This is a genomic window from Hymenobacter fodinae (assembly GCF_004745825.1).
Classification (GTDB): domain Bacteria; phylum Bacteroidota; class Bacteroidia; order Cytophagales; family Hymenobacteraceae; genus Hymenobacter; species Hymenobacter fodinae.
The window spans coordinates 455,963-478,331 of record NZ_SRLA01000003.1 but is presented as its reverse complement, the minus strand read 5'-3'; the positions used below and the strand labels follow the sequence as shown (position 1 = coordinate 478,331).

The window sequence follows — 22,369 nt, the reverse complement described above, 5'->3', positions numbered from 1 at the left end:
AGCCCTTGGGCCAGAACTTAAGGGCCTGCCCCAACAACAGGCGGCTTGGCGTGCTGCGCCCCGTAAACGCACTAGCTTTACGCCGTTGTCTTACCTGCCCGCTCATGCCAGACCTCTCCACCGATGCGTTTTTTCTTGCCCAGTGCCAGCAGCTCGGGGCCCAAGCGGCCGAGCAGGGGGAAAGCCCGGTAGGTGCTATGGTAGTACGGGCGGGTAGGGTGCTGGCGGCCGCCACCGAAGCTACCCAGAGTATGCACACCATTACGGCCCACGCCGAGCTGTTGGCCCTGCAAGCCGCGCGGGAGGTGCTCGGCCACCCCAACCTTTCTGACTGCACACTTTACTCCACCCACGAGCCATGCGTGATGTGCGCCTACGCTATTCGCTACCACGGTATTGGGCGGGTGGTGTATGAGCAGGGCAGCCCTTACCTGGGTGGAGCCAGTGCCAGCGGCCCCATCCTGACGACTACCCAGGTGCCGCCGCATTGGGCGCCTCCGCCCACGGTAAAGCAGTGGCCTAGCGCCGATGAAGCTGCTCCCACGTCCGCCGGGCAGGCCTAGCGCACGGGCGCTGGTTCACTTAACACTGCAACACGTTTTTTCAAGAGTATGAGTTTTTTAGAGGTATCAGGCATCAGTCTGCAGGAGAGAGGCAACTTCGCCTTGCAAGACGTGAGCTTCCGGCAGCAACAGTTTCAGAAGCTGGCCATTGCCGGCGAAACGGGCGCGGGCAAAAGCACCCTGCTGCAAGTGGTTGCCGGCTTGGTGCGGCCCGATGCGGGGCAGGTGTTCTTCGAGGGTGAACTGATGAAAGACCCCGCCGAAAAGCTGATTCCCGGCAACCCCGGCATTGCTTACCTCTCCCAGCAGTATGAGCTGCCCAAGTTTCTCAGGGTGGAGCAGGTGTTGCGCTATGCTAACAAGCAAAGCCAGCAGGACGCCGATATGCTCTTCGAAGTCTGCCGCATTAGCCACTTAGCCCAGCGCCAAACCAATCAGCTCTCGGGTGGGGAGCGGCAGCGCATTGCCCTGGCCCGGTTGCTGCTGGGCTCCCCCAAGCTGCTGCTGCTCGACGAGCCCTTTTCTAACCTAGATATCGCGCACAAGAACATCCTCAAAACCATCATTCAGGAAGTAGGCGAGCGGCTGGGCATTACCTGCATCCTCATCTCCCACGACCCCCACGACACGCTTTCCTGGGCCGATGAAATACTGGTTATGCAGCGCGGCCACGTTATCCAGCGCGGCACCCCTCTCCAGATTTACCAGCAGCCCGTGAGTGAGTATGCCGCTGCCTTGTTTGGTGACTATAACCTGCTGGATGGCCCTCTGGTAGCAGCCTTCACCAAACAGGCGGGCGTCCGGAAGCAGAACAAGAAAATGCTCGTGCGCCCCGAGAGCTTTACGCTGGCACCGGCTGGGGGCACTGGCCTAGCGGGCACCGTGAGCAAGGTGCGGTTCTTCGGGAGCTACTCTGAAGTAGAAGTGGCCCTGCGAGGTGGCAGCATCCGTTTGAAAACTACCGCTACGGTGCAGCCCCAAGCTACTGTGACGGTTGCAGTGGCTCCCGAAAGCATCTGGTACGTGTAGCGTAAGCACCATACCGGTGCTAGGCCACCAGCAGAGCCAAAATTGCCGATAGGCGTCAATACAAGCGTTCAAAAAATGTCTAATAGCTGTATCAGTGGAGCTTAACTTGGCGTATGACCAAAGAATGTTAGGTGATTTTGACGTATGCAGGACGATAGCCAACTTGTAGAGGAGGAGCAGCGGTTTCGGTCATTATTCGACAATAACCCCGATAGTGTTCTTTTTCAGAATGAGCAGAGTACCATTCTAGACGCTAACCCGGCCTCTCTCGAGTTGCTGAACCGGCGCAAGGAGGAAATCCTGGGCCGGCCGTTATCTGACTTTTTGCCGCCCGACAAAGCTGTCTTATTCCAGCAGAAACTAGAAGAAGCTTTTACGGGGCATAAAGTGCAGTTTGAGGTAGAAGTGCACTTTCTTGGTACTCCCGCGCCCAAAGTGCTGGACATTATTAAAGTGCCGCTGTGGGTTGATGGGCACGTGGCGGGCGTGCACATGGTGGGCCGCGACATCACGGCTATTACCGCCTCCCGCTCATTGGTCCTGGAGCAAGCTAAGAAGCTCAATACAATTTTTGAAAGTATTACCGATGCCTTCTTCCTTCTCGATAAGGAGTGGAAGTTCACGGCGGTTAATTCGGAGGTAGAACGCCTGCTGAACATCAGCCGCCAGGAGTTGCTTGGGCGCAGCATTCGGGAGGTGTTTGTGAGCGAGATTACGGGGCAGTTCTACCGGCAATACCGCCAGGCCATGCTCACGGGGGAAGCGGTTCACTTTGAAGCCTTTTTTGAGCCGCGCCAAATGTGGTTGGAGGTCAAGGCTTTCCCTTCGGAAGAAGGATTGTCGGTGTACTTCTCCGATGTTACGGATAAAGTAAAGGCCCACGAGGAGCTGTATCGTCAAAACAAAGACCTGCAGCAGTTTGCCTACGTGGTGTCGCACAACTTCCGTGCGCCCCTAACCAATATGCTTGGGCTGGTGGAGCTGCTGACATCGATGGATAAACAGCAGCCCCAGTACGACGAACTACTCCAGCATCTGCGCCGCAGCACAGAGCAGCTTGACATAGTGATGCGCGACATGAACACCATTCTGACCATCCGCGATCAGCGAGACGTAGCTCAGCCAGAGCAAGTGCCGCTGGCAGAAGTGGTTGAGCAGGTGCTGGAAAACCTGCAGGAGATGTTGCAGCAGTGCGGGGCTGAGGTGAAGCTGGCAATACCCGCGGAGCTACGTGTGCGCGGCAACCGGGCCTACCTCTATAGCATCTTCTTTAACCTGGTTTCAAACGCTATCAAGTACCGCTCGGCTGAGCGCCCATTGCTGGTGGAAATAAGCGCCACCAAGGATATGTCAGCGTCTGAAGCCGTGATTATTGTGAGGGATAATGGGATTGGATTTGACCTGAAAAGAGCAGGCACTGATGTATTTAAGCTTTACAAGCGCTTCCATAGTCAGCCGGCCGGCCGCGGGCTAGGTCTCTATTTGGTAAAAAACCACGTAGATGCCATGAGAGGTCGAATTGAGGTGCAAAGTGAAGTAAATGCCGGGACCCGTTTTACGCTGTACTTATCCTGAAGAATAGCCCGTATGCATATCGTACTAATTGATGACGATTCAACCAGCATCTTTCTCATGCGGTTGCTGTTGCAGCGCGAAGAGTTTGCTGACACCATTACGGCTTTTCAGTCGCCGGAGGAAGCCCTAAGCTTTTTGCAAAATGTCGAGGCAGAGAAAATTCCGCAGGTGATTTTGCTGGACCTCAACATGCCCGTTATGAGCGGCTGGGATTTGCTGGATGCTCTGACCCTAAAAGGCAATACCCAGCTCAATCACTGCCGCATCTATATCCTGACTTCTTCTTTAGCCCAGGCCGACCGTATTCGGGCAGAGGAAAACCCCTTAGTGACGCGCCTGATTCATAAGCCGCTCGATAAGTTGGAGTTGGCCGTCATTAAAGCGGAAACGAAAGGGGATTTCGAAAGCTATAATTAGACTAATAGAGCTTTAGTCAGAGTGGCCTAGCAGCCGCTCAGGCTACACAATCTGTTTCTCGGGGCGCTTGCCTGGGCTTTGCTCATACGTGATAATGCTAATGTTGCCGGAGGGCTCCATGTAGGCTGCCTTCACCTGCGACAACTCTTCCACGCCGCTCATGCGCACTTCGCTCATCAGCTCACTCGTGGTGATGAGCTCTTTCTGCATGTTCTCCTTGATCATGCGGCCGTTTTTTACCAGCAGTAGTTTACGGGGCTTAACCAGTTTCTGAAAGAAGGGGAAGCGGTGGCCTAGCCAGTTCAACACCCAGCTCCAGAAGATGATGGTAGCTACCAGAAACAAGCCCTCTGGCACGGAGCGGTAGTTGTGGGCCATACCGTTCTGGGCCGCATCGGCAATGAGCACCACCAGCAGCATATCGGTAATGCCCAGCGTGCCCGTTTCGCGCTTAAGTAGCACGCGCAGCAGCAGAAACAGCCCCAAATACACCAGTGAGCCCCGAATGAAAATCTCCAGCAGCGGGGTTTCCGGAATAAAGATGGCCTGCCAGTCTACTTTCTTGAACATAACTAGAATGGGTACGAGCCTACCAACCTGCCTGCCCCTGGGTGAGGTGGCCGGACTAGTTTACGTAAAAACCCCGCCTGGTTTCAAAAGAATCGGGCGGGGTTCGACTCGGGAAGCTATAGGCGCCAGGCAAGCCCAACGGCAGATAAATCCGGTGAGATAGGCCTAGGCCAGTCGGGGAGAAGTCCGGAATACGCTCGTCAGCTTCAGCAGAGACAGGCAATGTTGCAGGGCGGGGTCTACGTTGCGAAGCCAAATATTGGCCCCAGCCTTGTGCAGCACCAACAGCTCCGATATTACGTGGCTAACGCCTAAGGTGCGCAGGCACTTCAAGTGGCTGCAATCGACGATGAGTTGGGGGCGGGGCCGCTGTGCATCGCGCGCCAGGGCGCGGGCTAATTGAGTGGCCTCTACCGCATCCAGGTTGATGGGCGTAAGCTCGGAGGAGGAAAAATGATCCGACTGTATTCTGTGGGGCTGGAAAGACATAGGAGTAGGAGCAAGGAATTGTGAAAAAGGACAAGAACGGGGGTAATAGAAGCGTAGTAAGGAGCACTACCCTGGGAAGGATAATTGCACAACATAAAGCTAATCAATACTATACCGCTGAGCTAGAGTCTTAATACTGATTTTTGCCTCCGTACTTGTCCCGGCCATAGTAAGTGCTACAGCAACGGGATGCGAGATAAAAACGGGTTTCGCTGGCCCAGTCAGTTTCTGGAGCTTGCACTGCTGAGTGGGGTTAATTCGCCGCGTCAGGCTCTGCCAAGTTTGTTATTCATGCTTTTCTGCACTCGTGGTAGCGAGAGTAGCCGGTGAGCTCGGCTTATCAAGCTAAAGCGCGTATCTTTAGCAAAAGTAGGAGAATGGCTTGTGGGGCTGCTCTGCAAACCAGCCGCACGCATTTGGGTCTATCGAGCCCATGCTCCCTAGTGGTGATAGGCTACTCTTTAGAGGTTGGCCATTAACCAAGTAGCAACACTGGTGACTGTTGCTGGAACGAAGGTTCTACGCGTACCACTTTCCGCACGGCGCCCCGGCTTTGCGCCTCACCCATTCCATAGTATGCCATCCTATTTTCAGCCCTCTGCTGAGCTTCTACAGGCGTTCGGTTTTGTTCGCTACAGCGCTCCGCCCGGCCAAGCCCGTTTTAGTCGCCCCACTGACTGCGGACAAGAAACTATTGTGCTTTATGACGACGCTGAAATGACGCTTCTCGAGGTTGTGAACGGACAGATGCTGTATAGCTTCCAGGGCCGGGTTGCCTCAGAAACCGAATGGCGCGTGCTGTTGCGGCAGGTCAACTGGGCTGCCGAAACTCCTTCGCTTCAGTAGCCACTAAGTAGTCTTGGGCTACTGACTACCGGCCAGCTATAGGCCTAAGAGCCTATTAGTAAATTAAGCATAACCGCATTTTTCAATTTTTGCCCTATTACCGTGGATCAAGACCTTCAACTCAGCTTAGCCAACAATGCCAAAGAATGGCTGGCCTTATCTCTGTCCATATCTTCCGCCGAGAAATTAGCCTTCAGTAAAATCCATGATGGTTTTTTTACCACGTATGGTGCTCACTTTATGGCCCACGTTTACCGGATGACGTTTGAACAGGCCCTCCAAAGTATGCCCGAATCGGAACGTAGCAAGCTGCTGGAAGCTTTTCAAACGGCCATTGACCAATCCATTGACGAGCATTACTCTAACAAGCGCTAACTGCTTGTTTCTGTACAAGTAAACGCACTCTAGGCCACCACATAAGCTCGAAATGGCTGCTCTTGGATCAGTTGCCTATTCAGGAGCGGAAGATGCCCTTAAGCTAATGCTAGGCTACTGAGAAGCACCGATCATAGCTGAAGCACCAATCATAGCTAACATAGCGGCTCGGGTTCCGTACAGTAACGTAGGCACTGGTACCAAATAGCCAGCGCTCTGTGTTGCAACGGCTCACAAAGTATTGGCTGTGGAGCCTGCGCCGGTATAAATGTTCTTTAACTAAATAACGTCACTGTCTCCGGGGCAGGGAACCAGGCTATAGTCCGTGTCCATAGCTTCGGTGGCAACCAACGAAGGTGGCAACTTGTGACCTTCGCATTTTCGGAGAGGTATCTGATTGTAAGACCTCTGCCATTGCCTGCGTACATAGTATATTCTTCCTGCTCATATGAAAAAGCAAGCTACCACCGCCTGGCTCGGCGGATTAGCCGCCGCGGCTGCCGCGTTCTACTTCTGGAAAAAAAATAAAAGCAGCTATTCCGGCTTTGATGCCCTGGAAGCCCAACTACACGCGCCCAAGCCGCCGCGCGCTTCTACTGCTACCCGCTCGCCCAGCACGGAGTTTCGGGAACCCACGCCCGAGAACGGCCACGTGCGCGACGTAATAGCCTCCGACCTACCCCGCGACGACTCGGGAAGTAACTTCAGCGTGCAAGGAGACGTGCACAAGCCCGGTACCACCGAAAACCGCCATTAAGCTATAAAGCATCACATATAAAGCCTGCCTAAAACTCTGCATGTCGGAGTTGAAAGGCAGGCTTCTCAATTATGATAAGCAAGTAGTTGATAGATGGATTTTTTCTATTATATCTTCTATTTTCTAAACTTAGAATACAACTATTAATCAATTAGTTGATAGCCTTATAATACAGAAATGAGTTTAGCATAACTTGTGTTATTAGACTATTTCTAAGGAAAACTATGAATTATAGGCTAAAAGCTATACCTTTTCAAGGAATCTCCCGTGCATGCAACAATGCTTGGCGTCAAATTCTATAGTCTTTATGGTTACTAAAAAAAATGGCACCTGGGATTGGGAAATTGTGCCGCAGACAACTTGGCTAGGGGTCAGTCTTTCCGAGCTGTGGTCATACCGTCACTTAATAATTGGTTTGGTCCGCCGCGATTTTCTGCTGAGTTATCAGCAAACCGTTTTAGGGCCACTCTGGATGCTGTTTCAGCCGGTAATTACACTGATAACTTACGTATTGGTGTTTGGGAAGCTAGTAGGAATTTCTACTGAAGGTATTCCACCCACGCTATTCTACCTGACAGGTATTGTACTCTGGAATCTATTTAATGATTCATTTCTGAGTACGTGTTCTATTTTTCGTGATAATGTACAAATATTCAGTAAAGTATATTTCCCGCGTATGGTAATTCCCATAGCGCAAATGATGAGTCAATTGTTACGTTTTGCTATTCAATTCTTTCTATTGTGCTTAATAACAACTTATTACGTCATGTTTACAGCCTGGACTGCTCCTACCTCTCTGCAGATTACCGCTATTCCTCTAATTGTAATCCTTATTGCTCTATTAAGCATGGGTCTTGGTATGACAGTATCTGTACTAACAGGTAAGTACCGAGATCTGAGCTATATTATTGGGCTAGGGATTCGACTACTGATGTTTTTAACTCCCGTCGTCTACCCCATCAATTATGTGGAGAAAAAATGGCGTTGGATTGTACAACTTAATCCATTGACTCCTTTGTTTGAACTGTTTCGTTATGTGCTGCTAGGCAAAGGGCTTGTGACGCCACAGCAGGTAGTATATAGTGTTGCCTGCGTAGGAGTAGTGTTAGTTGTTGGAATACTCACTTTCAACAAGCAGGGTGACAAACTCATTGACGTAGTATAGGCAATATGTCAGATATAGTAATTCAGGTAGAAAGCCTATCGAAAGTTTATCGATTAGGTACTACTGGCACTGGCTCTTTACGGCAGGACCTACAGCGTTGGTGGACATCTTCCATCCTAAGAAAGGAAGATCCTTTTTTTCATTCGCCGGGCAATGAAACTCAGCGGCATGGAAAAAATCAGCTATTCAAAGCTCTACATGATGTTAATTTCGAAATCAAGCAGGGAGAAGTTTGGGGAGTTATTGGAAGCAATGGATCAGGTAAATCAACTTTGCTCAAGATTATCTCCCGTATCGTGCGCCCTACATATGGTACAGTGCGTGGAAAGGGTACTATAAGCAGTTTGTTGGAAGTAGGAACGGGCTTTAACCCCGAATTAACCGGCCGTGAGAATGTGTATCTAAGCGGATTTATTTTAGGTATGAATAAGTTAGAGGTTCGTCAGAAGTTCGACGAGATAGTGACCTTCTCTGGCTTAGAACGGTTTCTAGATACTCCCGTAAAGCGTTATTCCTCTGGTATGTATGTGCGGCTGGCCTTTGCTGTAGCAGCTCATCTAGAGCCCGATATTCTGATTTTAGATGAGGTTTTGGCCGTCGGTGACACCGAATTTCAAAAGAAATGCTTAGGCAAAATCAAGGAGGTGTCGCACGCAGGTGGGCGTACCGTGATTTTTGTCAGCCATAATATGCAGGCGGTAGCCAATTTATGTCAGCAAGCTCTATGGTTAAACCAGGGGCTAGTGCAGGAACAAGGCGTTGCTGACAAGATTGTCAATAAGTTTTTGCTTACTACTCAGCAAAACGTAATAAAGCAGAGGTGGGATAATCCGTTAGAAGCGCCTGGTAATGAATTTGTGCAATTTCAATCGGTTGAACTAGTGCCTCACTTACTCACCGACAAGATGCCTCTGGATGTACGCGTTCCGTTTACAGTGCGCTTTCGAATGAAAAACCTCGTGGACAAATCTCTGCTGAGCATCCATTTAGGACTCTATACTAGTAGTGGCGACTGCGTGCTTACGGTGCCGTCTGCCGCTGGTGTCTACCGCGAGGGGATGTTAGCAGGCGAGTGCACTATTCCTGGCAACTTTCTGAATGATGGAGCTTATTACATTTCTCTGTACGTTTTAGCAGGTACGGCTCCGGTTTATGACTTGGAAAGCTGCCTAACATTTGATTTGGAAGATTATCGAGGTGACGAGTCTGGCTGGAAGGGTAAGTGGTGGGGCGCTGTGCGCCCACTAATTCCATTCTCTGTTGCATTACAGGACCCCGTACTTTATTAAGCAAGCAGTATGCATTCATACCCTCCATATGCTATCACGCATATTCACCTCGACAAAGCTCCGCAACTACCTGCCTTAGTTTGTCAAAATCAAGGCAACTATTTGGTATTCTGGTGGAAAAATGTAGCACTTGGCCACTCATTTATTGAGGCAGGCGAGGTAATTGACTTGAGTCAGTGGCCTAGCGTAGTTACAAAAGCAATAGCAGCTGCAGTAGAAAACTATATTGATAAGGCACAAGTAGATGCAGTTCCGTGGCAGACATGGCTAGCAGATATTGATACTGCCCAATGGAGTAACTGGTTAGGGGCGTTGTTAAAGCCCTGGGCTCCAGAGTTCATTCCGACTAAGGCTCCTGTTTCCGTAATTATTTGCACCCGTAACCGAGCATCATCGCTGAAGATGTGCATAGAGGCTCTACACCGGATGACTTGCCAGCCCACCGAAATCATAGTAGTGGATAATGCACCATCCGATGATAGTACCAAAAAAGTAGCCGAATCTTTCCCCGATGTCCGCTACATTATGGAACCTTCCGTAGGTCTTTCTTATGCACGTAACGCGGGGATACACAATGCCAACTCGGGTATTGTCGCCTTCACCGATGACGATGTGTTAGTGCACCCTGAATGGGTGTACCGAGTGTGGGAAACTTTCCTCGACCCATCAGTATTTGCTATGACCGGGCTAATTATTGCTGCTGAGCTAGATACTGAAGCACAGCAAATATTTGAGAAGCACTGGAGCTTTAACCGAGGGTATCTTGATATTGCTTACGACCGAGCCTATTTTAAGCGCGTAGAATCTGCTGGCCCACCCGTGTGGGAAATTGGAGCAGGTGCTAACACCGCCTTCCGTAAGGAGGTTTTTAATAAAGTGGGCCTTTTTGATGAGCGGCTAGGGCCAGGGGCCGCTGGCTGCAACGATGACTCCGAAATGTGGTTTCGGATTCTGGTAGGAGGCTATACTATTCAGTATAATCCGAGGGCCGTTGTATATCACACCCACCGCCGTGAGATAAAGGACTTGAAGCGGCAGATATATACATACATGAGCGGCTTCACAACTGCGGCCTTAATTCAGTATAAACACCATCCACGTTCTGGATATATTAAACAGATCTATTGGTATTTGCCTAAATATTATGCTTCATTAGTAAGAGCAGGATTTCCGCACTTTACTTTTCGTAGCCGGACTCTGTGGGTTGAGCTAAAAGGGATTGTTTCGGGATTGACCTATTACTTTAAGCATCGGAACCAACCATCTCAGTCACTCAACCGATAGTCCTATCATGGTTCGCCCAGTTGTTTCCATCATCATTACGTGCTACAACTATGGCCACTTCTTGGCAGATGCCATTGAAAGTGCTTTGAACCAAACGTATAAGTATAAGGAAATTGTAGTGGTTGATGATGGCTCGACGGATAATACGCGTGAGGTAGTAGCCACATACCCAGAAGTGGTCTACATCTATCAGCACAATCAAGGGCTTTCTGCTGCTCGCAATACTGGAATTACCAGAAGCAGGGGTAGATATCTAGTATTTTTAGATGCCGACGACTGGTTGCTATCAGATGCATTGAATATTGGTGTGGCATTCCTAAGAAACCACCCTCAGGCAGCATTTGTAGCAGGTTCTCATAAGCGTGTTTATATGGATGGGTCGCCTGAGGAGGTAAAAAAGATGCCTATAGCACCCAACCCGTACTATTGGCTACTATCGTTAGGCAACTTCATAGGTATGATATCCACCGTGATGTTTACCCGGTGGGCATTAAGCGCTTTTTCCTTTGACACTTCCCTACGCAATTGCGAGGATTATGACTTGTATTTAAATCTAACTCGGCACTACCCTATTCTACAGCATCAGCTTTTAGTAGCGGCTTATAGAATTCATCAGGCTTCCATGTCAGCGGACACCGAAAAGATGCTTAATGGAGTGCAAGTCGTACTTGACCGACAACGCCAGCACATAATAAGTCCACTGGAAATTGAAGGCTATTCGCGGGGTATGGAGTGCTGGACTACTTATTACGCAGGGGGGGATGATTTTAAGCTCACAGCTAGGGAACTACCCAGTTTTAAGCAAACAATGCATTTTTTTGAGCAATATGCTCCTCTGACTGGCCAGCATTATGCGTTATACCATCAGCCCGCGAAGGCCGATAATTGTCAGGCAATAACCAAGACCAGATCTTGGCCTCCTCAGCCACACTTGCCACTGTTAGCTCGACTTTATCGAGCTTTGGCTGTAGCAACAGCTTATTTTGTCCCATTTGAGGCAAGGTTTGGTTACGACCTGTATTGGCCTGTTGAGCGCGGCTATATAGAGCAGTTTCGGCAGCGAGTTACTCCTGGTCTGCGAGGTATGGTGCTCGATTTACAGGATCCAACTTATCAGGAAGAAGAAAATAGCCTAACCAACCAACCCAACATATCGACGCTTGCTGCTAGCACACCTGTAGTTTGGTACAAGCGAAATTGCCTAGCTCTCAAAGAGCTTCCAGACTCTGCCTTCGACTGCGTGATATTTACGCACACTCTACACTTGGCTTATAATTTTAACCGGTTATTAAGACATTGCTACCGAGTATTAAAGCCGGATGGAGTATTGTTGCTAACTGTGCCAGGTAAAGGAGAGTGGAAAAAATCGTGGTACTGGTCATTCACAGCCGATGAGCTGCGTAGTCAGTTAGCTAAAGCTTTCATCAAAGAAGTGCCGCATATAGAATCTGCAGGTAATGTATATGTGGCAGTTGCATACCTCTATGGTCTAGCGTTGTCAACCGTCGACCCAGATAAAGCAGACCATTACGACCCAGAATATCAGATTATGCATACAGTTAAAGTGGTAAAAAGAAGATTGGGTTGAATAGTTAGTATCGGATAAGGGTTTTGATACAAAGTTTGGAAAATAGTTTAAAAGTAACAGGGTTGAAGTCAAGCCGAAGGGCATCATAGGCTTGTTTTAAGGCTGCTTTACGGTTGCGGGTAATCTTGTAAAGTTTATTGGCCGTTTCGGCATAATAAAGAGCATAGTTACGCCGGCAAATATTTCGCAGATCTGCGCGCTGTTCTCTCGGCAGATATTGCTGAATTAATTCAATAACTATGCTGGTATCCCGAATACACTGGCCACTCAAGTAGGTGGTACTAGTGATATTGTTGGTATGCACCCGGTACATAGCTAATGCTCTGGGCGAGTGTGCTACTGGATAACTTGCCGCTATTCGCGTCCACATTTCCCAATCTTCACCGTAATGCACTCCGTAAAAACTGCCTAGGTGCTCATATACGGCTCTTTTTACTACCATAGCCGGAAATTGCACACGTTGCCCCTGAGCCAGCGTAGTAACCCAATTCGGCAAAATGCCCGGTTCAGTCAGTAAACCTTGAGGCGCCTGAATAGAATCGCCGTGCTCGTCTACGTAGAGGAAATTGGTAAATGCAGCCCCAGTCCCAGGAAAACGGGCAAAGAGTTGTTCCTGCTCAGCGTAGAACCCCTCAGCCACAAAATCGTCACCGTGCAAGATGTGTACGAGCTGTCCTTGAGCACGGTTTATGCAGGTTTCAAAATTGCGTAAACTGCCTACGTTCTGCTCTTGCCTGAAAAAAAGCACCCGTCCCTGGCCTAACTCCGCTACTAAGGAGCTTACATCGGCATCAGTGCTGCAATCATCTACTACTTCAATTTGCATCTTCTCAGCGCTGGGGGCTTGTTGTAACACGCTCCTCAGCGCTACCTCTAGGTAAGACGAGCAGTTGTAGCTGGGTATCATCACTGACCACAGAGGCTGATTAATACTAGGTGGCAACGGCTGGATAAGAGGGGGAGACTGGGGTGTTCTTTCCATACTAAAGCAAAGTATTAGATAGAGGTGCACGAGTAATAATGGTCACCAACCGATCTAATGGCTAATGTTTATTGATGACCACCTTAATCAGCAACTTCAGAACCTGTACGTACAAGCTGAGGTCCTGATGCAGGAGCAATGCCTGCCGAACGTGGTTAAGTGTTGAGTTCCTGTCGTGTCGTAAATGCCATAGGTTGTTTGCTTGTCGAATGGCGTAATGACTATAAAATTTTTTCGAGCGCTTTAGAAGAGTTTTTCGTTGTGAAGGTGGTAGGTGTTGTTGAATGTTCTGCATAATTGTTAGCAAGTCCACTAAATACTCACCACGCATATGTTTACTGCCGGAAATAGAGCTAACGTGATGTCGATAGTCAGCTAATATGCTTGGGGTATAAGCAATAGGAAAATGCCGCGCGATCCGAACCCACATTTCCCAATCTTCACCATACGTGGTACCATAAAAGCTTCCTATCTGCTCGTATGTTGCGCGTTTAACAGTGATACAAGCATATTGGATACGATTACGCTCGCTAATTTGGAGCAAGTAGTCAGGTAGTATGCCGGCCTGAGATATCTCCAAAGCCTGATTGTACTTGAGTTGACCGCGCTCGTCGATGTAGCCAAATCGGCAGTATGCCGCCCCTATTTCAGGGTAACGCTCAAAGAGGGTACCTATTTCTTGGTAATAACCTGGACGAACTCGATCGTCGCCGTGTAGCAGGTGAACGAGCTGGCCGCGGGCCCGACTGATACTGGTTGCAAAATTGTGCAGGCTCCCTATATTTTCAGGCTGGCGGTAATACTGTACTCGGCCCTGGCCGATGCTAGCAACGATTGCCTCTACATCAGCGTCAGTGCTAGCATCGTCTACTACTTCAATTTGCATGAGATGCTCTGGTAGCTGTTGCTGCAACACGCTATGCATAGCCTCCGGTAGAAAGCTAGCGCAGTTATACACCGGAATCATCACAGACCAAAGAGGACGAGGCCCAGATATAGCTACAGGTGCTATAATGGGCGGCGATAAGGGTATGCGGGACATAGTGACGGTATCTGGCAGAGGCAGGAGGACACAAAAGCAGCAATTGACCGAAAGCTAATTGCGCCGTTGAGGACAAAAAAACAGCTAACAACTCTTCAGTTAGTTCTGATGTAACAAACTAACATTTGCATTTTGCAAACTTTATCTTGCAATATAATTAAAGATATGATAGGTTTAGAAAGGATTTATACCTTTCCCGTCGACATTCAAATGGCTAAAGCGTCAAGCGCAACTTATTATCTAGAGCCTGAAATGGCACGGATGCGTTATAGCTGCTAACTTGTCAGCAATGCACGGATTACTTATTAAGTTGCTGCGGCTGTACTCCATTCTTAAAAACCGGCAGGTAAGCGGCGACAACCACTATTTCATTCGTGACAACTACTACGCGCGACTGCTGCAGACGAAATACCTGATCCAAGACACCGTAACAAGAGAGCCTTACAAGGTAATTGAGTATCACGGCGAGTTTCAGCAGGAGCTGTTGTTTGTGCTGCCTTTCGCTTATTGGCATTACCAAAACGGTACGCTGCTACGCACGGCCTCGTGCAAAAACACCCGGGAGCTGTATTACTTCAGCCCCGACCACGAAGAGAAGTTTGAGCAGCGGGAGTGGGAATCTAATGACGAAAGCTACGAGGTTCCTAACATGACGCACTGCAACTCCTTCGACTACCGTAAGTGGATGCCCGTGCCTCTGAAGGCCAAGTACCAAAATGCGGTGTTCGTGTATGAGAAACCGGTGCTGATTATAGCCAATAAGTTTAATATCGAATGGGGGCAGCCCCCGATAAATTATTTTAGCATAGAGCTGCTGGATAGAATAATTACTGCTCTCTCCGGAAAATATAAAATACTGTACAATCGTCCGTCGGCTTCCAGTATTGTACTCGATAACAGTGAGATACTGGAGCTCAATGAGCACGCGTGGCTACGAGCGCACCACCCGGAAGTGCTTCTGATGGAAGATTTGTACCAGCAGCATCGGGCTTCGGTCACCAGTTTCAATCATTTTCAATTGCTCGTGTACGCTAATGCATCCGCCTTTATTTCGGTGCATGGCGGCACGGCTACGCTGGCCAGCTACTTTGGCGGGAAGAATATTATTTTTTCGAAGCGGGGCGTAGAGCATGCCCTGCAGGAGTTTACTACCATCTTCCCTAAGCTTTCAGGCGCCGAGATATACCACGCTAAAACCGAAGCAGAACTGTTTACATACGTAGAGCGGCATTACTAACGCAATGTGTGCCCTTGTAAGTGGGCACGTGGTAAAGCCTCCGGCCGGCTCTGGTCCGGTGGCCTAGAGCGTTTGCAAGTGCGTAATAAACAGCTTGGCAATGTGTTCCCAGCTAAACTTTTCGGCGTAGGCCACCCGCTCCTGAGCCAGGGCGCTGGTATTTTCTGCTAGCGCTTTTTCAATCTGCACCAGGTATTCGGTTGCGCCGGTGGCCAAGTACGTGTGATCCGCAAATACCTCATTCATGGTATTGGTTTCGGTGGCCACTACGGGTTTGCCTAAGGCTAGGTATTCGAGAATCTTGAGTGGGAAATTACTGCGGGTGAAATCATTGAGCACCTGCGGGTTAATGCACACATCAAAATGCAGCAGGTAGGCCGGGACCTCCCGAGTATGCTTATAGCCCAGAAAGAACACATTGGGTAGATGATGCAAGGTGCTCTGGGCAAAGGCGTCGTCTTCGGCACCAATCAGCACGAAGCTCCAAGTTGGCCGGGCGCGGGCTATTTCAATGAGTAAGTTTAGGTCGAGGCGCAGAGTGATGAGCGCACCCACATACCCAATCCGCGGCTCTGGTATCGACTTCAGGTCTTCAGGCACGGGTGCGGAGTGCGAAATATTAAACTGCGCTACGTCAAACCCATTCCCAATATAAAAACTGTGCGGGTTGTACACCTGAGCCCGCTTGGTGAAGTCGAGGGAGTTGCACACTACGGCGTCGGCTTTGCGCATGAGCGCGGGCTCTAGGCTAGGGCCGTGCCGGAGCCAGTAGGGCGCCCCCACGGTGTAGTCACGGTCCATGTACACGTAGTGGCGGGGCCGCAGAATCTCCTTCAGGTAGAAGCTGCGAAAGATGTCTTTGTCGTTTACCAGGATAAACTCATCGAAGCCCAAGTCTTGCGTGGCCTTCTGAATCTCGTGGCCAAAACGCTGATTATTAAACTTAATTAGCCACAAGAATAGCTTTGTAAACGGAACCCAATTGAAGGAGTCGAGGGGCTGCGTGGGGTAGAGCACCCACAAGTGCGGGGCCAACTCCTGCAACGGGGTGGCCTTAGACTTGATGGCATGCAAATGCGCGGCTACAAACGGCGACTCTGGCGTAAAGAAATAATCTTTGCGGTTGACGGGAGAATTAACGTACAGCACGTTGTGGTTCTGCCGGGCCAGTTCTCGCGCCAGGTTGGTAGAGGTCGATTCGCGGTCGGTATTGATGCGCTGTAAACTGACAAAAACAAAATTCATAGCTGGAAAATCTGGCGCTCAGTCCTGTGAAATGAGGAGGGTTGCGAAGCAGATTTGAGGAGGGGGAGACAGGATGGAAGGGCAGGGCGCAGATTAGGTGCAGGTAGCACTTGCTAGGGACCAGGCAACGTGCAAAGTGGCCTAGAATGGGAAAGTAGCTATTCAGATATGATCCCCGGCTGCCGCATCTAAGTAGGCCATTTGGCAGTAGGCCACGCAAATATGTTAGCCAAGTTAAGCATCTAGATGAGAGCAAGATGATGATAAGTGCTCAACGCCAGTCTACTGCCTAACAAAACGCTATTTAATATTAAGTAATTGCTATGTAAAAAGCTAAAAGTTTGCTGGCGTAGGCATTCACCAAAGTGCAACCAGAGCTAAACTGCTGATTCTTTGCTTTTAATATGCTCAGTAGCAGGTCTGCCATTAGACTTTTGATTTCAAAATGACTATGGAATAACATTACCGCTCCAGCAAGCCACCGGGTGACTTACTGGAGCGGTATGCATTGGTAGGGAGAAGCTGCTTGAACTGCGCTATTTGTAGGTGGCAGCTACTGGCCTAACTACGGGCCCGTGTCTTTCACACTTTGGGCTGAAGGTGGCTGTATGTTGGCTTCTCAGCCCTTTCGCTGCCAGGCAAGCAGGCCTAGCGTTACACCTGCTGCTACGGCAGCACTCAGCCAGGGGCCGGTACTTGTTTTAGGTGAGCGGCGCCAGCCCCCCGAGATATTGTTGCCGTACGGAGCAGCCCGGGGTTCAAACAGGCTGTTTTCGGAAACTGGCGCGGGTTCTGCCTGTTTGAAGTACGTATCGAACAGGCGGCGACTCAGGCGCCCGACCAGGCCCGGAGCCAGGGCGTACGACCAGCGCATGGCGTATGCTGGCCAGCCTACCATGGTTGTAGGGCGGGGGTGCTGAGCTACTGCCAGAATTGCGTCGGCTACTTTTTGCGTGGGAAATACCGGTGGGGCGGGCTTGATTACCCGGCCCATGTAGTTGGCTCCGTGCTGAAAGCCCGGCGTATCAATGTAGGAGGGATGCACATCGCAGACGTGAATGTGAGGCTCATTGCTCAACTCAGCCCGCAACGTGTCCATCAGGCCGCGCAAGCCGTATTTGCTGGCGCTATAAGAAGCAGTGTAAGGCTCCGGCAACCAGGCCCCCAGCGAAATTACATTGATAATGGTGCCCCAGCGCTGCTGCCGGAAGTATGGCAGCACGGCATGCGCGCCGTAGAGGTATCCTAGCAAGTTCAGCCGAATTACCTGCTCGTGCGCTTCCAGGGGGACTTCCTCAAAACGACCCACGGCCCCGCTGCCTGCATTATTTACCCAAATATCAATGTGGCCGGCGCCAAAATGCTGGGCTACCTCTACCAGGTGCTGCACAGCGGCGGCATCCGTTACATCGGTGGGCACGGCCTTCGCCCGCGCTGCCCCAGCCCGTTCGCACTCAATGGCTACTTCAGTCAATACTTTGGTGCGGCGTGCGGCAAGTACTAGGGTAGCACCTTGGCGGGCAAAGGAAAGAGCCGTAGCCCGACCAATGCCACTGGAGGCGCCCGTGATAACAACGGTAGCGCCGCGAAGAGAAGTCTTTTTCATAGCAGAAGGTAGAGTAGAGGAAAGCGCAGTAGCAGCCTGGCTCCACGCTTACGCCCGCTACAGCCGGCGTAAACGTGGGCTAGCTGAAGGCATACAATGAGCTAGCAAGAATACATGGTGGAGTGACCTAGCTGCCCTTGGGCATGCCGCCAGTTACTTCCAGCAGGCTGCCGGTGGAATAGCTGCCATCCTGGGAGGCAAAGTATACGTAGGCAGGGGCCAGTTCTTCGGGCTGGCCGGGGCGGCCCAGCATGGTAGAGTCACCGAATTTCTTGAGGTCTTCCTCCAGCATGGTGCCGGGAATGAGGGGCGTCCAGATGGGGCCGGGCAGTACGGCATTCACCCGAATCTTCTTCTCGCCCAGGTAGGCGGCCAGGCTCTTGGTGAACGTATGGATGGCCCCTTTGGTAGAGGCGTAATCTATCTGGTGAGGGTTACCCACGAGGCCCGCAATACTGCCCGTATTGATAATAGAATCGCCTTCCTTCAGGAACGGAATGGCGGCCTGAGCCATAAAAATGTAGCCCTTGATATTGGTATCGAAGGTGCGGTGGATATTTTCCTCCGGAATGGTCTCAAAGTTCTCGTAGCCCATCTGGTAGGCCGCGTTGTTGACCAGAATGTTGAAGCCACCCAGCTCGGCATAGGTCTGGCGCACGGCTTCGCGGCAGGCGTCGGCCGAGCGCACGTCGCACTGAATGGCCAGGAACTTGCGGCCCTGGGCTTCCACGGCGCGGCCCACCACGGCAGCATCCTCGGCGTTGGTTTGGTAAATGACTGCTACATCTGCGCCTTCCATGGCGTAGGCCAGGGCCACGGCGCGGCCAATGCCGGAGTCGCCTCCGGTAATCAGGGCTACTTTGCCCTTGAGCTTTCCGGCCGGCTGGTAGCTCGACATATCCCAGTCGGGCTGCTCTTTCATGCCTTCCTCGCTGGTGGGGTAGGCGGTGGGCTTGGGGTTGATTTCGCTATTGGTAGGGCGTGGTTCGTTTTGTTCGGTATTCATTGTCACGAGTTTTGGTGTGAGAAGGAATACGCAAGACACGGCCTAAGGTCAGAGAAGGCCGGAATGTTTTCGTTGTAGGGGTCGGCACTGCCTACACTCCCCATAGCCGCAGGCCCATCCAGCCGAAGCTGGCGAGGGTTGCGGCCAGCCAGCCCAGGGCTCCGTACGTGAGCAGCAGATACCAGACCACGGCGCGGCTGCGAAACCGTCGGAAAATGCGCACCGTCAGTAGCAAGCCCGCCAGCGTGAAGACTGCAAAGGCCAACGGGGCTAGGCCTAGAAATACCGTGGTGGTATTGAGGTTGCCCGCATAGGCAATGTGCCGGCCCAGGTTAGCAAAGGCCATGATGGTAGCCACCAACGCAACAAAGGCCAGCAGCGGCAACAGCCTTGGCAGCACCTGGGCGCGCGGCAGCTGGCGGCGTAGGGCATAAATCAGCCAGATCAGGCCGGCCACCGCAGATGTTAGAATCAGAATTACGCTGAGCCCAAACAGAGCTGGCCGCAGCCACCACCAACTAGCGCTGGTTTGCTGGTAGGTGCTGCCCGCCACAATCAGCATGCGCTGCCCGTCCCGGTCGCGGGTGAGGGCGGCACTAGGCAGTACCTGCTGGGGCCGGCGGAAGGTGAGAGCCCCGGCTGGCACCAGCGTATCGGCCGCGCCCACGAGCGGCTGCAGGATAAGCAAATGCCCCCGTTGTACCAGTTGCTTGTCGCCTGATATATATTCCACTAGGCCCAGCAGTTGATTGCGCGGGGCGGCATTTTGGTAGTGGCCTAAATAAGGCTCTACGGTCGCTGCATTCAGAGGGGCCGCGGCCGGCACTGCAGGGGCTGGCACCTGACGCAGCAGAAACTCCCGCACCAGCTTCTCAATGGCGCTCAGGCTTTGGCCGCCGTTGTTGGACATGGCGTAGCCTAGGCCTAGGGCGCGGTTGTAGGCGAAGGTGGAAATGAACCCATCAATGCCGCCGCCGTGTCCCCGGAACGCACTGTTCCCCTTCCAGTTCATCAGCTGATTGGCTAGCCCGTAACCCGTCGTTAGGCCAGCTTTAGCCCCTAATGTGCTGCGCGACGTTTCAATTTCCCGCAGGCTGGCGGGCTGGAGCAGGGCCGTGCCATCGGGTGCTCGAAAATCGTGGAGGAAAAACTCTACCCAGCGGGCCATGTCGGCGGCGGAGGCACTCATGGAGCCAGCGGGCCCAGCGTAAATGGGCAGTAGGTCTATTCGGTGGTAGCGCCCGGCCTCATACGAGTAGCCCTGCGCCAATTTGGGGTTGGTAGCGGGGCGCAGCGTAGGCGTTGCTTCGGGCATGCCCAGGGGGCGCAGCAGGTGTTGGGTCAGGTAGTCTTGGTAGGGTTGGCCGCTGAGCTTTTCCAGTAGGTAGCCCGCCACCTCGTAGCCGGGGTTGGAGTACGACATCCGCTCACCGGGGCGCCAGCGGCAGCGCAACTCTTCCCGGAACAGCTGCACCGCAGCAGTTGCCGGTGGGTCGGTGGCCGTGGTGTTGTACACGTGGTTAACGTGCATGTCGTCGAAGCCGGCGGTGTGCTCCAGCAGGTGCACCACCCGCACGGGGTCGGTAGCTTCCCAGGGGTTGTCAATGGGAATTTCGGGGGCCAGCTTGCGCACTTTATCGTTGAGGCTGAGTTTGCCTTGCTCCACCAGTTGCATCAGGCCCACTGCTACAAACGTTTTGGTCACGGAGCCAATACGGAACAGGGTGTGGGCCGTCACGGGCTTCTTGTGTTCTACATCGGCCAGGCCTAGGCCACCCACGAAGCGTTGCGCCGAGTCGGGCGAGATGATGGTGAGCAGCAGGCCCGGCATGTGCTCCTTGCGCATGATGCGCTCAATGGAGTCGATGAGCTGCGGCAGGGTGGTTACTGGCCTAGGAGCAGGTTTTGGGCGCTGGGCTTGGGCAACCCCCGTGGCACATAGCAGTGCCCATAACAAGAATAACTTCTTCACGAATACGATAGAGTTTAAGCTTAATTAGCAGGAAGATAGAGGTTTAAGAGCTAGCGAATATAGAAATTGTATTATATAAATCGTGGCCTGCTATGCCGAGACTAGTGAAGCAGCTAACCAAGTCACGTATTGGCAACTTCGTTGCCTTAAGCCAAAAAAATGCTCCAGAACTCAAGCTTTTGCTCGGGTTCTGGAGCGAGGAGCAGCGCTAATAAATACCCTGTCAGGCGTTGCGGCGAGGCAGCTTTTTTACAAAGCTGAGAACTGCTTTACGGAAGGCCTCTGGCTCCTCCACGAAAGGAACGTGCCCCGTCCGCATCTGCACTACCTGCTGGTTAGGGAAGCGGAACATCTTGTAGTGGTTGGGACCCACGCAGTAATCGGTTTTGCCGGTTACCACCAGCACGGGCGCTTGAATCTGGGGCGTGAGCAAGGTGAAATCTTTGCGGTAATCGGGTAGGCTGAAGCCGTAGCCCCCAAACTCGCCCGTACCAGGGTTGCCTTTGTCGGCCTCGGTTACTTTCTGGTGGCCTGCTTCGGTAGTGTACTGCAGCTTAAACCACCCATTTTGCGCGGTAAGCTCCGGCATCAGCATGCCAAAACGCTCATCTAAGGGCTTGCTCTCGTCTAGGTAGGGCGCTTTATCGGGCACCTGCACGAACTTCAGGCCGTTCTTCAGAGTGCTCTTCATGGCTTCATGCAGGTTCAGGGTGCAGTTCAGTAGCACCAGCCCCCGTACGCGCTGGGGGTAGCGGGCGGCATACTCCGTGGCAATGGTACCCCCGAAGGAGTGGGCCATCACCACCCAGCTCTCCAGGCCAAGCTGCTGGCGTACATCTTCCAGGTCCTGCACCAGGCGGTCGAGGGAGTAGTTGTGGGCGGGGTCGTTCTGGGAGCGGCCGCTGCCGCGCTGGTCCAGCCAGATCATCTGCAGCTTATCCTCCAGGCTAGGGCCTGCCAGTGCCTCTGGCATCCCGCTCCAGGCCCCCGGACCACCGTGCACAAATACGCAGGGCACGCCCTGGCCTGAGATTTTCGCAAACAGCTTTACTCCATCAGTAGTAGTGAGGGTGGGCGTGCCGTTGACAAGAGACTCAGAACGAGGGGCAGCAACCAGCAGGGCAGGTAACAACAGGCCTAGCAACAGGGCAAGGAAGGCGCTAGAGCGGAAAAAGCGGCGCATAGCAACAGGGTGGGAAAGGGTGGAAGGAAACAGGTAAGTTTCTCTTCCAGACGCCCTCATAATAGCCAGCCGTTGCCTGATGCTAGTGGCGTATGGTAGGCTTTTCTACAAGTTTCTTGTGCTCAGACCAGTAAACTGATTTGAGGCTG

General features: G+C 51.9%; 21 protein-coding genes. 12 read left to right on the top strand and 9 right to left on the bottom strand.

Going from position 1 to position 22,369, the window contains the following annotated elements:
- Positions 1 to 104: 104 nt before the first annotated feature.
- From EU556_RS15855 to EU556_RS15840, 4 genes are all read left to right on the top strand, one after another.
- On the top strand, positions 105 to 563 hold the full coding sequence (locus EU556_RS15855) for a nucleoside deaminase (RefSeq protein WP_167855599.1): 459 nt from the start codon (positions 105 to 107) through the stop codon (positions 561 to 563).
- A 48-nt stretch (positions 564 to 611) separates the two neighbouring features.
- Positions 612 to 1,592, top strand: coding sequence for an ABC transporter ATP-binding protein (locus EU556_RS15850; protein ID WP_135435120.1), 981 nt, complete (start codon positions 612 to 614; stop codon positions 1,590 to 1,592).
- A 144-nt stretch (positions 1,593 to 1,736) separates the two neighbouring features.
- Positions 1,737 to 3,167: a PAS domain-containing protein gene (locus tag EU556_RS15845; RefSeq protein ID WP_135435119.1), complete on the top strand. Its 1,431-nt coding sequence runs from the start codon at positions 1,737 to 1,739 to the stop codon at positions 3,165 to 3,167.
- 12 nt (positions 3,168 to 3,179) lie between these two features.
- Positions 3,180 to 3,584 carry a response regulator gene (locus EU556_RS15840; RefSeq protein WP_135435118.1) on the top strand — a complete coding sequence of 135 codons (405 nt, stop codon included), beginning with the start codon at positions 3,180 to 3,182 and terminating at the stop codon, positions 3,582 to 3,584.
- 42 nt (positions 3,585 to 3,626) lie between these two features.
- On the opposite strand, the gene EU556_RS15835 is transcribed toward EU556_RS15840, so the two are convergent.
- Positions 3,627 to 4,154 carry a DUF421 domain-containing protein gene (locus EU556_RS15835; RefSeq protein WP_135435117.1) on the bottom strand — a complete coding sequence of 176 codons (528 nt, stop codon included), beginning with the start codon at positions 4,152 to 4,154 and terminating at the stop codon, positions 3,627 to 3,629.
- A gap of 165 nt (positions 4,155 to 4,319) precedes the next feature.
- The gene (locus EU556_RS15830) at positions 4,320 to 4,643 is read right to left on the bottom strand and encodes an STAS domain-containing protein (RefSeq protein ID WP_135435116.1); all 324 of its coding nucleotides are present in this window, start codon (positions 4,641 to 4,643) and stop codon (positions 4,320 to 4,322) included.
- 576 nt (positions 4,644 to 5,219) lie between these two features.
- On the opposite strand from EU556_RS15830, the gene EU556_RS15825 reads away from it, so the two are divergent.
- The 7 genes from EU556_RS15825 to EU556_RS26760 all read left to right on the top strand — a co-directional run bounded on the left by EU556_RS15825 (position 5,220) and on the right by EU556_RS26760 (position 11,947).
- A complete protein-coding gene (locus EU556_RS15825; RefSeq protein ID WP_135435115.1) occupies positions 5,220 to 5,489 on the top strand; it encodes a hypothetical protein in 270 nt (89 codons plus the stop codon).
- Between the two features lie 102 nt (positions 5,490 to 5,591).
- Complete coding sequence (locus EU556_RS15820) at positions 5,592 to 5,864, top strand: hypothetical protein (protein ID WP_135435114.1); 273 nt, start codon at positions 5,592 to 5,594, stop codon at positions 5,862 to 5,864.
- A gap of 448 nt (positions 5,865 to 6,312) precedes the next feature.
- The gene (locus EU556_RS15815) at positions 6,313 to 6,621 is read left to right on the top strand and encodes a hypothetical protein (RefSeq protein ID WP_135435113.1); all 309 of its coding nucleotides are present in this window, start codon (positions 6,313 to 6,315) and stop codon (positions 6,619 to 6,621) included.
- A gap of 307 nt (positions 6,622 to 6,928) precedes the next feature.
- Entirely contained in the window at positions 6,929 to 7,786 is an 858-nt protein-coding gene (locus EU556_RS15810; RefSeq protein WP_135435112.1) for an ABC transporter permease, read from the top strand.
- A 5-nt stretch (positions 7,787 to 7,791) separates the two neighbouring features.
- Positions 7,792 to 9,075: an ABC transporter ATP-binding protein gene (locus EU556_RS15805; protein ID WP_135435111.1), complete on the top strand. Its 1,284-nt coding sequence runs from the start codon at positions 7,792 to 7,794 to the stop codon at positions 9,073 to 9,075.
- 9 nt (positions 9,076 to 9,084) lie between these two features.
- On the top strand, positions 9,085 to 10,359 hold the full coding sequence (locus EU556_RS15800; protein WP_135435110.1) for a glycosyltransferase family 2 protein: 1,275 nt from the start codon (positions 9,085 to 9,087) through the stop codon (positions 10,357 to 10,359).
- 7 nt (positions 10,360 to 10,366) lie between these two features.
- Positions 10,367 to 11,947 (top strand): glycosyltransferase, encoded by a 1,581-nt coding sequence (locus EU556_RS26760; RefSeq protein ID WP_135435109.1) that lies wholly within the window; start codon positions 10,367 to 10,369, stop codon positions 11,945 to 11,947.
- A 4-nt stretch (positions 11,948 to 11,951) separates the two neighbouring features.
- Here the strand turns inward: EU556_RS26760 and EU556_RS15790 are convergent, their stop codons facing one another.
- Together EU556_RS15790 and EU556_RS15785 are read right to left on the bottom strand one after the other, a co-directional pair.
- Complete coding sequence (locus tag EU556_RS15790) at positions 11,952 to 12,929, bottom strand: glycosyltransferase family 2 protein (protein WP_135435108.1); 978 nt, start codon at positions 12,927 to 12,929, stop codon at positions 11,952 to 11,954.
- Between the two features lie 61 nt (positions 12,930 to 12,990).
- Positions 12,991 to 13,971 (bottom strand): glycosyltransferase family 2 protein, encoded by a 981-nt coding sequence (locus EU556_RS15785; RefSeq protein WP_135435107.1) that lies wholly within the window; start codon positions 13,969 to 13,971, stop codon positions 12,991 to 12,993.
- Between the two features lie 289 nt (positions 13,972 to 14,260).
- Here EU556_RS15785 and EU556_RS15780 point away from each other — a divergent pair, with 289 nt between their 5' ends.
- Positions 14,261 to 15,208, top strand: coding sequence for a hypothetical protein (locus EU556_RS15780; RefSeq protein WP_135435106.1), 948 nt, complete (start codon positions 14,261 to 14,263; stop codon positions 15,206 to 15,208).
- Between the two features lie 63 nt (positions 15,209 to 15,271).
- Here the strand turns inward: EU556_RS15780 and EU556_RS15775 are convergent, their stop codons facing one another.
- The 5 genes from EU556_RS15775 to EU556_RS15755 form a co-directional block, all read right to left on the bottom strand.
- The gene (locus tag EU556_RS15775; RefSeq protein ID WP_135435105.1) at positions 15,272 to 16,453 is read right to left on the bottom strand and encodes a glycosyltransferase; all 1,182 of its coding nucleotides are present in this window, start codon (positions 16,451 to 16,453) and stop codon (positions 15,272 to 15,274) included.
- A gap of 619 nt (positions 16,454 to 17,072) precedes the next feature.
- Positions 17,073 to 18,059 (bottom strand): SDR family oxidoreductase, encoded by a 987-nt coding sequence (locus EU556_RS15770; protein WP_135435104.1) that lies wholly within the window; start codon positions 18,057 to 18,059, stop codon positions 17,073 to 17,075.
- Between the two features lie 127 nt (positions 18,060 to 18,186).
- Positions 18,187 to 19,065: an SDR family oxidoreductase gene (locus EU556_RS15765; RefSeq protein ID WP_135435103.1), complete on the bottom strand. Its 879-nt coding sequence runs from the start codon at positions 19,063 to 19,065 to the stop codon at positions 18,187 to 18,189.
- A gap of 91 nt (positions 19,066 to 19,156) precedes the next feature.
- On the bottom strand, positions 19,157 to 21,037 hold the full coding sequence (locus EU556_RS15760) for a serine hydrolase domain-containing protein (protein WP_135435102.1): 1,881 nt from the start codon (positions 21,035 to 21,037) through the stop codon (positions 19,157 to 19,159).
- 223 nt (positions 21,038 to 21,260) lie between these two features.
- On the bottom strand, positions 21,261 to 22,220 hold the full coding sequence (locus EU556_RS15755; RefSeq protein ID WP_167855598.1) for an alpha/beta fold hydrolase: 960 nt from the start codon (positions 22,218 to 22,220) through the stop codon (positions 21,261 to 21,263).
- Between the last annotated feature and the right edge of the window lie 149 nt (positions 22,221 to 22,369).

Excerpts from the sequence above, each read along its gene's own strand:
- EU556_RS15855 (WP_167855599.1), top strand. The coding sequence starts at position 105 with ATGCCAGACCTCTCCACCGATGCGTTTTTTCTTGCCCAGTGCCAGCAG.
- EU556_RS15850 (WP_135435120.1), top strand. The coding sequence starts at position 612 with ATGAGTTTTTTAGAGGTATCAGGCATCAGTCTGCAGGAGAGAGGCAAC.
- EU556_RS15845 (WP_135435119.1), top strand. The coding sequence starts at position 1,737 with ATGCAGGACGATAGCCAACTTGTAGAGGAGGAGCAGCGGTTTCGGTCA.
- EU556_RS15840 (WP_135435118.1), top strand. The coding sequence starts at position 3,180 with ATGCATATCGTACTAATTGATGACGATTCAACCAGCATCTTTCTCATG.
- EU556_RS15835 (WP_135435117.1), bottom strand. The coding sequence starts at position 4,154 with ATGTTCAAGAAAGTAGACTGGCAGGCCATCTTTATTCCGGAAACCCCG.
- EU556_RS15830 (WP_135435116.1), bottom strand. The coding sequence starts at position 4,643 with ATGTCTTTCCAGCCCCACAGAATACAGTCGGATCATTTTTCCTCCTCC.
- EU556_RS15825 (WP_135435115.1), top strand. The coding sequence starts at position 5,220 with ATGCCATCCTATTTTCAGCCCTCTGCTGAGCTTCTACAGGCGTTCGGT.
- EU556_RS15815 (WP_135435113.1), top strand. The coding sequence starts at position 6,313 with ATGAAAAAGCAAGCTACCACCGCCTGGCTCGGCGGATTAGCCGCCGCG.
- EU556_RS15810 (WP_135435112.1), top strand. The coding sequence starts at position 6,929 with ATGGTTACTAAAAAAAATGGCACCTGGGATTGGGAAATTGTGCCGCAG.
- EU556_RS15805 (WP_135435111.1), top strand. The coding sequence starts at position 7,792 with ATGTCAGATATAGTAATTCAGGTAGAAAGCCTATCGAAAGTTTATCGA.
- EU556_RS15800 (WP_135435110.1), top strand. The coding sequence starts at position 9,085 with ATGCATTCATACCCTCCATATGCTATCACGCATATTCACCTCGACAAA.
- EU556_RS26760 (WP_135435109.1), top strand. The coding sequence starts at position 10,367 with ATGGTTCGCCCAGTTGTTTCCATCATCATTACGTGCTACAACTATGGC.
- EU556_RS15790 (WP_135435108.1), bottom strand. The coding sequence starts at position 12,929 with ATGGAAAGAACACCCCAGTCTCCCCCTCTTATCCAGCCGTTGCCACCT.
- EU556_RS15785 (WP_135435107.1), bottom strand. The coding sequence starts at position 13,971 with ATGTCCCGCATACCCTTATCGCCGCCCATTATAGCACCTGTAGCTATA.
- EU556_RS15780 (WP_135435106.1), top strand. The coding sequence starts at position 14,261 with ATGCACGGATTACTTATTAAGTTGCTGCGGCTGTACTCCATTCTTAAA.
- EU556_RS15775 (WP_135435105.1), bottom strand. The coding sequence starts at position 16,453 with ATGAATTTTGTTTTTGTCAGTTTACAGCGCATCAATACCGACCGCGAA.
- EU556_RS15770 (WP_135435104.1), bottom strand. The coding sequence starts at position 18,059 with ATGAAAAAGACTTCTCTTCGCGGCGCTACCGTTGTTATCACGGGCGCC.
- EU556_RS15765 (WP_135435103.1), bottom strand. The coding sequence starts at position 19,065 with ATGAATACCGAACAAAACGAACCACGCCCTACCAATAGCGAAATCAAC.
- EU556_RS15755 (WP_167855598.1), bottom strand. The coding sequence starts at position 22,220 with ATGCGCCGCTTTTTCCGCTCTAGCGCCTTCCTTGCCCTGTTGCTAGGC.